This is a genomic window from Sphingomonas lycopersici (assembly GCF_026130605.1).
In the GTDB taxonomy this organism is placed as follows: domain Bacteria; phylum Pseudomonadota; class Alphaproteobacteria; order Sphingomonadales; family Sphingomonadaceae; genus Sphingomonas; species Sphingomonas lycopersici.
The window spans coordinates 150,423-159,919 of sequence record NZ_JANFAU010000010.1; the positions used below are offsets into that span (position 1 = coordinate 150,423).

The 9,497-nt window shown below is 63.7% G+C and carries 9 protein-coding genes; 5 read left to right on the forward strand and 4 right to left on the reverse strand.

Annotated features, from left to right (window positions below; genetic code table 11):
* Window positions 1-127: 127 nt before the first annotated feature.
* The gene (locus NED98_RS17820) at window positions 128-1,747 is read left to right on the forward strand and encodes an alpha-D-glucose phosphate-specific phosphoglucomutase (protein WP_265313898.1); all 1,620 of its coding nucleotides are present in this window, start codon (window positions 128-130) and stop codon (window positions 1,745-1,747) included.
* Between the two features lie 39 nt (window positions 1,748-1,786).
* Here the strand turns inward: NED98_RS17820 and NED98_RS17825 are convergent, their stop codons facing one another.
* The gene (locus tag NED98_RS17825; protein ID WP_265313899.1) at window positions 1,787-2,425 is read right to left on the reverse strand and encodes a TetR/AcrR family transcriptional regulator; all 639 of its coding nucleotides are present in this window, start codon (window positions 2,423-2,425) and stop codon (window positions 1,787-1,789) included.
* A 111-nt stretch (window positions 2,426-2,536) separates the two neighbouring features.
* Between NED98_RS17825 and NED98_RS17830 the strand changes: the two genes are divergently transcribed.
* The gene (locus NED98_RS17830) at window positions 2,537-3,703 is read left to right on the forward strand and encodes an acyl-CoA dehydrogenase family protein (RefSeq protein WP_265313900.1); all 1,167 of its coding nucleotides are present in this window, start codon (window positions 2,537-2,539) and stop codon (window positions 3,701-3,703) included.
* A 118-nt stretch (window positions 3,704-3,821) separates the two neighbouring features.
* Here NED98_RS17830 and NED98_RS17835 read toward each other — a convergent pair whose 3' ends face one another.
* Window positions 3,822-4,445 (reverse strand): hypothetical protein, encoded by a 624-nt coding sequence (locus tag NED98_RS17835; protein ID WP_265313901.1) that lies wholly within the window; start codon window positions 4,443-4,445, stop codon window positions 3,822-3,824.
* Between the two features lie 121 nt (window positions 4,446-4,566).
* Here NED98_RS17835 and NED98_RS17840 point away from each other — a divergent pair, with 121 nt between their 5' ends.
* The gene (locus tag NED98_RS17840) at window positions 4,567-4,953 is read left to right on the forward strand and encodes a hypothetical protein (RefSeq protein WP_265313902.1); all 387 of its coding nucleotides are present in this window, start codon (window positions 4,567-4,569) and stop codon (window positions 4,951-4,953) included.
* Here the strand turns inward: NED98_RS17840 and NED98_RS17845 are convergent.
* On the reverse strand, window positions 4,926-5,807 hold the full coding sequence (locus NED98_RS17845; RefSeq protein WP_265313903.1) for a TolB family protein: 882 nt from the start codon (window positions 5,805-5,807) through the stop codon (window positions 4,926-4,928). The genes NED98_RS17840 and NED98_RS17845 overlap by 28 nt on opposite strands.
* Window positions 5,808-5,995: 188 nt before the next feature.
* On the opposite strand from NED98_RS17845, the gene NED98_RS17850 reads away from it, so the two are divergent.
* Both NED98_RS17850 and NED98_RS17855 read left to right on the forward strand, forming a co-directional pair.
* Window positions 5,996-6,325 carry an NIPSNAP family protein gene (locus NED98_RS17850; RefSeq protein ID WP_179513442.1) on the forward strand — a complete coding sequence of 110 codons (330 nt, stop codon included), beginning with the start codon at window positions 5,996-5,998 and terminating at the stop codon, window positions 6,323-6,325.
* A gap of 1,010 nt (window positions 6,326-7,335) precedes the next feature.
* Window positions 7,336-8,697, forward strand: a complete 1,362-nt coding sequence (locus NED98_RS17855) for a hypothetical protein (protein ID WP_265313904.1) — start codon at window positions 7,336-7,338, stop codon at window positions 8,695-8,697.
* 579 nt (window positions 8,698-9,276) lie between these two features.
* Here NED98_RS17855 and NED98_RS17860 read toward each other — a convergent pair.
* Window positions 9,277-9,497 (reverse strand): hypothetical protein (locus NED98_RS17860; protein ID WP_265313905.1); only part of this gene is annotated, 221 nt, incomplete at its 5' end.

Below are 9,497 nucleotides of genomic sequence, written 5' to 3' on the forward strand. Positions count from 1 at the left end.
ATCCGTCACCCCAGCGAAAATATCCGTCACCCCAGCGAAAGCTGGGGTCTCCTGCGTCAGGCGCCGTGCTTGAGGCGCGAGATCCCAGCTTTCGCTGGGATGACGATGCTGGGAGTGTAACCGTCGCATGATCGAAACCGTCGCCACCACCCCCTATTCCGATCAGAAACCGGGCACCTCCGGGCTGCGCAAGAAAGTGCGGCTGTTCCAGCAGCCGCATTATGCGGAGAATTTCATCCAGTCGGTGTTCGACGTGGTCGAGGGCAAGGCCGGCGCGACGCTGGTGATCGGCGGCGACGGGCGTTTCCTCAATCGCGAAGTGATCGGCAAGGCGATCCGCATGGCCGCGGCCAACGGCTTCGCGCGCGTCGTGGTGGGGCAAGGGGGCATCCTCTCGACCCCGGCGGCGTCGAACCTGATCCGCCGGCGCGGCGCGATCGGCGGACTGATCCTGTCGGCGAGCCACAATCCGGGCGGCCCCGACGAGGATTTCGGGATCAAATATAATATCGCCAACGGCGGCCCCGCGCCCGAGGCGATCACCGACGCGATCTTCCGCCGCACCACGACGCTCGACAATTATCGCATCGCCGCCGCGCCCGATGTCGATATCGACACGCTCGGCACCAGCGAGGTCGCGGGGATGACGGTCGAGGTGATCGATCCGGTTGCCGATTATGCCGATCTGATGGAGCGGCTGTTCGATTTTCCCGCGATCCGCGCCGCCGGCCTCTCGATGGCGTTCGACGCGATGAGCGCGGTGACCGGCCCCTATGCGGTCGAGATATTCGAACGCCGGCTCGGCTTCGCGCCGGGCACGGTGCGCAACGCGGTGCCGCTGGAGGATTTCGGCGGGCATCACCCCGATCCCAATCTCGTCCATGCCCGCGCGCTCTATGACGCGATGATGGCCCCCGACGCCCCCGATTTCGGGGCCGCCTCGGACGGCGACGGCGATCGCAATCTGATCATCGGGCGCGGGATCTTCATCACCCCGTCGGATAGTCTGGCGATGCTCGCCGCCAATGCGCAGCTCGCGCCGGGCTATGCCGTCGGATTGAAGGGCATCGCGCGCTCGATGCCGACCAGCGCCGCGGCGGATCGCGTCGCCGCCGCGCTCGGCATCCCCGCGTTCGAGACCCCGACCGGGTGGAAATTCTTCGGCAATTTGCTCGACGCCGGGATGGCGACGATCTGCGGCGAGGAAAGCGCCGGCACCGGATCGGATCACGTCCGCGAGAAGGACGGGCTATGGGCGGTGCTGCTGTGGCTCAACATCCTCGCCGCGACCGGCCGCTCGGTGGCGGAGATCGCGCGCGAGCATTGGGCGCGCTTCGGCCGCAATTATTATGCGCGGCACGATTATGAGGGCGTCGACAGCGCCGCCGCCGATGCGCTGATGCGCGATCTGCGCGCCGCGCTCGATACGCTGCCGGGCCGCGGCTTCGGCGCGCTGACCGTCGTCGAGGCCGACGATTTCGCCTATCGCGATCCGACCGACGCCTCGGTCAGCGCGCATCAGGGCGTGCGGGTGCTGTTCGAGGGTGGCAGCCGCGTCGTCTTCCGCCTGTCGGGCACCGGCACCAGCGGGGCGACGCTGCGCGTCTATCTCGAACGCTACGAGCCCCCGGTGGGCGATCTGGCGGCGGAGACCGGGGCGATGCTCGCCGATCTGGTCGCCGCGGCGGACGCGATCGCGGGGATCACGCGGCACACCGGGCGGACGGCACCGGACGTTATCACCTGACCTTCCTTCTCCCCTCCCTTCACCAGGGAGGGGAGCAGTTCAGCGTTGCAATTCGGCTGCGCCCTCCGATGCAGTCGATATCCCCCCCAGCATCACCGTTTCGATCACCTCGCACACCCCGTCGATCGTCATCCGCGCCGGGCGGAACCATTCGGTCACCCCGTTCATCGAATCGAGCAGGAACGAGACGAACATCGTCCCGTCGATCGACGCGGCGAATTCGCCCGCCGCCAACCCGCGATCGAACGCGGCGAACCAGATCTTGGCATAGGCCAGCCGGCTGTTGCGCGGGCTGCGCTTCATCACCGGGGGCAGATATTCGTAGATCCGCAAATAGGTATTCGCATCGCCCTCGGGATCGAGGAAGCAGGCGACGTGCGCGCGGATCATCGCGCGCAATTGCTCGGTCACCGATGCCGTTTCGCCGAGCGCGTCGACCGCCGCGGTCACCGCTTTGGTCAGCCGTTCGATCCCGGCCTTGAGCACCTCGTCGAGCAATTCCTCCTTGGAGGAGAAATGATAATAGACGCTGCCCGCCTGCAATCCGCTCAGCGCGGCGATGTCGCGCAGCGAGCAATCGGCATAGCCCTTTTCAGCGAAGCGCCCCGCCGCCGCCGCGAGGATCGTCGCGCGGGTGACATCGCGTTTCTTCAGCCGCTTCGGCGCGGTGTCGGACACTTTTCCTCCCTTCGGGTCCCGGCCGGTGCCGTTGACGTCGCACGACATAAAAGTCCAACGGTTGTTAGAAAATTCGCCGAAGCGAGTCGAGCGGCAGAGGAGCGGGCAGAGATGGATTATTCGCTGAGCGCCGACCAGCAGGCGATCATCGCCGCGGCGGAGAAGATCTGCGAAAAGTTCGGTCTCGATTACTGGCTCGACCGCGATCTGCACGGCGGTTTCCCCGAGGATTATTTCCAGGAGGTGGCGCGCGGCGGCTGGCTCGGCATCGCGATGCCGGAGGAATATGGCGGCGCGGGGCTCGGCATCACCGAGGCGGCCTTGTTCCTGCGCACCATCGCCGCCGGGGGCGGGGCGCTGGCGGCGGCTTCCGCGATCCATATGAACATCTTCGGGCTGCACCCGGTGGTGCTGTTCGGCACCGAGGAGCAGAAACGGCGGATGCTGCCGCCCTTCACCCGTGGCGAGACCAAGGCGTGTTTCGCGGTCACCGAGCCCGATACCGGGCTCAACACCACCCAGCTCAAGGTGAAGGCCGAGCGCAGGGGCGATATCTATTACATCTCGGGGAAGAAGGTGTTCATCTCCACTGCGCAGGTGGCGGATCATATGCTGATCCTCGCGCGCACCACCCCGATCGACCAGGTGACGAAGCGCAGCGACGGGCTGAGCCTGTTCTACACCCGGCTCGATCGCGATTTCGTCGACGTGCGCGAGATCGAAAAGATGGGGCGCAAGGCGGTCGACACCAACGAATTGTTCATCGACAACCTCCCCGTGCCCGCCGCCGACCGCATCGGGGAGGAAGGCAAGGGGCTCGATTACATCTTCCACGGGATGAACGCCGAACGCTGCCTGATCGCGGCGGAAGCCGTCGGGATCGGGCAGGGCGCGCTGCGGCTCGCGACGCAATATGCCAAGGATCGCGTCGTCTTCGATCGCCCGATCGGGATGAACCAGGGCGTCCAGCACCCGCTGGCGCAAAGCTGGGCCGAGCTCGAGGCGGCGAACCATATGGTGATGGCCGCCGCCAGCCTGCTCGACAAAGGGCTGCCGTGCGGGCCGGAGGCGAACGCCGCCAAATTGCTCGCCTCACAGGCAGGGATGAAGGCGTGCCAGACCGCGATCCTCACCCACGGCGGCTATGGCTATGCCAAGGAATATCACGTCGAGCGCTTTCTGCGCGAAATCTGGGTGCCCTATATCGCGCCGGTCAGCCCGCAACTGATCCTCAGCAATATCGCCGAGCGCAAACTGGGGCTGCCCAAATCCTATTGAGTAACCCTTCCCGTCATTCCCGCGACGGGGGGAATCTATTCTCGCAGGCCTAGCGAAAGAATCGCGACCGCAGCGACAATGGATTCCCGCCTTCGCGGGAATGACGGAAGAGGCTTCTTCAGCTGTACCGGGCCATCAGCGCCATCGCCTGCGCGCGCGCTTGATCGGCGAGGCCGGCGGCCTGCTCCGGCCGGAGATAGACGAACACGCCGAGACCGATCGCCAGCAGACAGATTAGCGCCAGCGCGACCGGCCAGCGCGATCGGCGCGGTTCGGGGGCATAGCGTGCGTCCGCCTCGGGATCGTCGGCGAGCACCACCGTCGGGACCGGCGGGCTGGCGGCGAAGTGGAGCTCGCTCGGCGCTTCCCCCGGGAAATCCCCGTCGCCGCCGGGATCGGCGCGCCCGACATGCCCGGTCAGCAGATGTTTTTCCGCCGCGATCGCCGCCTTCTCGCGCGCGATATGCTCGGCCACCGCCTGATCCTGGGCGGTTTCATACCCCTCGCTGCCGAGCGTCGCCGCCGCGAGGCTTTCCATCTCGGCATCGAGATCGAGCAGGCTGTCGAGCGCCGCCATCGCGCCGCGCCGGTCGGCGCCGTGGAGCGCAAGCTGCAGGCGCAGCAGCGTGACCTGGCTCGCGCGGGCGAGCTGCAGCCCGATATGAAGCTGTTGCGCGCGCTCGCCCTCTTCGAGCTTGAGCAATTGCCGCGCCAGCGGCCCCATTGCGGCCTGATCGTTCACCGCTTGTGTCCCTTGCGTCATCGTAGGAGACAATAGATTGGAAGCACGGGCGAAAGAGAACCGCGATTGGCCCGGCCGTGAGAAGATCGCGCCGGGCCGCTCGGCGCGAAGCGAAAAGGGAATGAAGATGAAGCTGGCGTGGCGGACGTTGCCCAAAGCAGCATTTTGGCTCGCGGGCGCGCTCGCACTATCCGGCGCGGCGGTCGCGGCGCCCGATGCGCCGGCGCTCGCCGGGCATTATTATCTCGAAGGCGTGATGGAGATCGGATCGGAGCTGTTGTTGCTGCCCGATCATCGTTTCCAATGGTATCTGTCCTATGGCGCGATGGATGTCGATGCGACGGGGCGCTGGAGCGCCGATGGCGACAAGGTGACGCTGACCGCCGAATCCGGCGGCGACGAGCGCCCGGCGTTCGACAAGCTCGAACTCGAAGTGGCGCCCGACGGCAGCCTGCATCGCCCCGGCGATACCAAGGGCGCCTATCGCCGCCACGACGACCCGCGCTGAGGCGGCCAGTCGCATCGGGCCGGCCCCGCCCGTGACGCGCCGAGCCGGGCGACGAACAATTCGCCCGATTTGCCGGCGCCCGCATCGCGCGAGAAGACGAAGCTGCGCCCGTCGCGCGCGATCAGCGGGCCGATCTCGGTGCCATTGGCGTTGACCGTCGGCCCGAACCGCCCGGCGCGGCGCCACCCCGCGGGCGTGTGCTCGATGCGGAACAACCCCTTGTCGGTGGCGAGAACGCCCCATTTGCCGTCCGGCGCGGGCGCGAACTCATATTCGGCGTCCGCCGTGTTGATCGCGGGGCCGGCATTCTCGACCGTCCAGCGCCCGTCGGCCGCCTGGCGCGCGCGCCAGATGTCGTCCTTGCCCAGCCCGCCGGGCCGCCGCGACCCGAAATAGAGCCATCCGTCGGGTGCGACGCGCGGAAACCATTCGGCATCATCCGAATTGACCGGCGCGGGCAGCTTTTCCGGGGCCTCCCACCCGCCGTCGCGGGCGCGGCTGACGCGCCAGATATCCAGCCCCTTGCTCGCGGCGCTGCCGGTCGCGCGGCTGGAAATGAACCACAGGGTGCGGCCGTCGCGGGTGAACCACGGATCCGCCTCGAGCCCGGCGGCGGCGGTCGGCGCGGGCGTGGCGGCGGTCCATCGGTTGCGTACGCAGCGCGACACGTACAGCCGCCAGCCGGAAAAGCCGGCGTCGCTGCGCACGAACCAGAGATCGCCTGTTAGCGGGTCGATCGCCGGATGCGATTCCCACATCGCGCTGGAAATGCCGGGAAGATCGAGCTGGCGTACCTCGGGCGCGGCGGGTGCGGTCGCTGCCGCCGCAAGCATCATCACCGCGGATCTCATCATCGCATGAACCCCATCGTTCGATCGGGAGCGAAGCATAATCCCGCCCGCACTGATAGAAACGCATGATGTCCATCCCCGAACCGGTCGCGTGCGATGCCAGTCGTCGAGAAGTCGGCGCCGCGGCGCTGATCGCGTTCGGGGCGTGCTTCCCCTGGCCCGTCGGCCTCAGCTTTACCGGGAGACGCTCCATGCCCGCGATCACCTGCTTCATCCGTTACGAGATCGATCCCGCGCGTCGCGATGCCTTTCGCCGCTACGCCGAAAACTGGGCGACGATCATCCCGCGCGCCGGGGGCAAGTTGATCGGCTATTTCCTCCCCCACGAAGGCACCAACGACATCGGCTGGGGGCTGATCGCGTTCGACAGCCTTGCGGCCTATGAGGCATATCGCGCACGCCTGCGCGACGACCCTGAAGCGAGGGCGAATTTCGCCTTCGCCCAGTCCGAAAAGATCATCCGGCGCGAGGAACGCACCTTCGTCGAAAATGTCCAGGCGACGATGTTGCACGGCGGCTGAGCGAAACGACATTTTCCCGTCTGGCAATCTCGTAAAGCCTCGCTTATAGGCGCGCTCAGTCGATCCATTGGCCTTCCAAGCGCCAATCGGCACGCGGGTGTGGCGGAATTGGTAGACGCAGCGGACTCAAAAACTGGTTCCGCGACCAAGTGTTCGTTCGATGCGGCGAACCGAAAATCGAGTAATTTCAATTGGTTAGCATGGTGATTTTTGCGGCCATTTCGGTCTCAATTTGCGCTGGGTGCCATATAGGTGCCAAGAGAATCTCAACTGCGCCGCCTATGACGCCCAGTCGGGCGCGGGAGACGCACCTCGCAGCACTCGAAAAATAGGGCGTCACTCCGAACACCATTCGTACTTCGGGAACTGGGCCGTCAGGAGACATTCAGGTTCCAGTCGGCGGACCCCTGATAGCCGCCATTTCCCATAGCGATGAGGCGTGACGCCTCCCAGCCAACTCGCGCCGTTTCAAGACCCGCGCCAGAACGGCTGCTCTTGCCAAAACCCACCGTTCCCGCTTCATCGAGCAGATCGGCCGCCCGGGCTACCCCCCGATCGCCTGAAAGCAGACGCTAAAGGAGCTTACTTTGGAAGGTGGCAATGTAGGACCTAGGCGACTGACCGGAATCCCAAGCAAAAGTGGGATAACCAGCCGTTCGTTCATGCAGTCCTGATTCCCCCCCCGCCTCGTTGAGCCCTACGGCTCGGCATGCGAGTATCGCCGTGTTCCCGACGATTGCCATATCCTCTGATCGGCCATTCCGGCCATCGGATACTCGGCCTCGGGTTGGATGAGAAACCGGTGGACCGTCAAATGAGATCAGAGAATGGTCAAAATCGCATGATGGGGAACCATATAGGCGAAAATCGAATTTGGACATTTTCGAACAATTTAAACGCTACCAATCCGATCCATGCGAAGGCACCTTCGCCAAGTCCCAAAGCCGTCTCTACAATCTAACTTCAAATCCGACGCTCAGGAGCGGTCATGGCAATCGGAGCTGAGTCAGATGGTTAAGGTGATCGTCGTTGCTGAGGGTGATGACCTAGGAAATATCTGGCTTGATCCGGCAACACCGTTGAAGCTGGCTCGCGAAAACCAATCCCCACACAGGATTGCGATCAGCAGTCAGATCAGCGGCGCTCAAGATGGCAAATCGAGTATGCATCTGAGGCTAACGCGTACTGACGCTTATCGTCTGATCGATCAGCTGCAACTTGCACTGGCCGAAGACAGTACGGACGGGGCCGAGCCCGTAGTCAAACGCACGGAACTCGAGGCACCCCTGAATGGTGGCGTGAATACCGAAACCGGCGAGATGATTTTCTCGTTCAAGGGCAAATCCGGCCTCGAACACCAGTTCGTACTGCCATTCGATCAAAGCGGCGCAATGCTTGAGATCGTCGAGCGCGGTGCGAAAGCGGCCGGTGAATGGCACGACGCGCAGCTGACAGATGATCTAACAGCAATTCAAAAAGTCGACATTCGGCCGAGAGAGACTGAAGCCGTGACAGTGGCTGAGGACCCCATTTCAGGCCGAACCATCCTGATCATAAGGTTGGACGGCGGCCATCAATTCTCCTTCTTTCTCGACCAGAAGATCGTCGAGAAACTCATCAAGAGACAGCAGTCGCGTGCGGCCCCGTTTTGCCATCCCGCCGATCCCTGGCACTCAGTCGCCGACGATATCGAGTGGTTCGAGAAGGAATGGTGCACGCTGTACGAGCCACCGTCTGATGCGGACATACGGCGAGGGAGCGCCGCATTACGCAGACTGCTCGTAGAAGACTATTTGGGAGCGGCATGGCGCGAGTTCGGATTTAAAAAACAGCCCATTGTCTTGGGCCCAGACGTCATTGCCCTCGCCGCAAAGCAGGGTCACGAAATCGGGCGCGTCGCTGCGCTGATCGCGGGCGGCGCTACGATCAACGGTCTACAGGCAGCTATGATCGGCTTCGCACGGGTAGACCATCCCGACACCGGCGTGAGCGCGGATGCCGAAGAAGGATTTGCTGTCGCATCATTCAACATTCTTCGCGATGCGCGGAGGCAGCCAGAAGATAATGATCTGGCAGGACTCGTGAATACAAGATGGCATCTCTCGAATTATCTAGATGCCCCAGGGGCCATTCGTCGGGGAGAGGAAATACCGCGACGCGATATCGTTGGATATGTTGCAAATGTTGGAGGCGGTGTACACCTTCGTGCTACCAATAAGAAAAAGGAGAAAATTTACGCATTCGTGGAAGAATTGATCAATAAAGTTCGCGTCGACACCATGGACGGTATTTTCTTCGAGATCCTGTCCATAGGCCAGGCGATTGGGCGATCGGAGGATTTAAGGAGGTTAGCTGCGACGATCCGAGGATAGCTTCGTCGGCCATTACTTCTGCCCCACCCTGTACCGGTGCAAAAACCGGCACTTGCACCGATGCCGTCTCAAAATATCAGTCGATCTCAGCAAGGCGGCCCTCACCGGAGCGATGCGAATGTCCGCTCCTGCCGAAAGCCGGCCTTCGGCATCCGGCAGGCGAACGACGGCGTCGTCCCACGATCCAGCGATCGGTCGCGGCAGCGGGCGACCAAAGCCGGTCGCTCAAGTCAGAGCCGACGAACGTCGGGTATCGACTGAAGCTGCCATCGAACGTCTCGCGGGAAGCCAGAATCGGATGGGATGATGATAGGGGAACGGCTTGGGCGTTTTGCTGGTTTGCGCGGGATCAGACGTGGTCTCAATGATCGTCGATGAAGGCGATCATCGCGGGAACGGGCGGTCGAGCACGGCCCGGCGAAAGAGCACATGGCTGGCATTATCGAGGGCCGCCGCCGTGATGCTGCGCTCCCCAAGGCGCTGGAACGTCGCGCGCCGTAGCTGGCGATCCAGCTCGATCCAGGGCGGTCGATCGATGAGGCGCCCAAGCGATCGATCACGGACGGGAGGATCATGGCCTCAGTTTATAGGCGTGCAAAATTGCACAAGAGGCCGATCAATGAGCGATTTGAGCGATTTGAGCGATTTGAGCGATTTGAGCGATTTGAGCGATCTGAACTGATGGGGTGGATGCCCCCTTCGAGCGGCGTCGTATGATGCCGGACCGGCACCGGGAGGTGCCAAGCGAAGGAGGAGCAGATGACCGACGTCCACATCCTCGCCATCGACCTGGCGAAGCG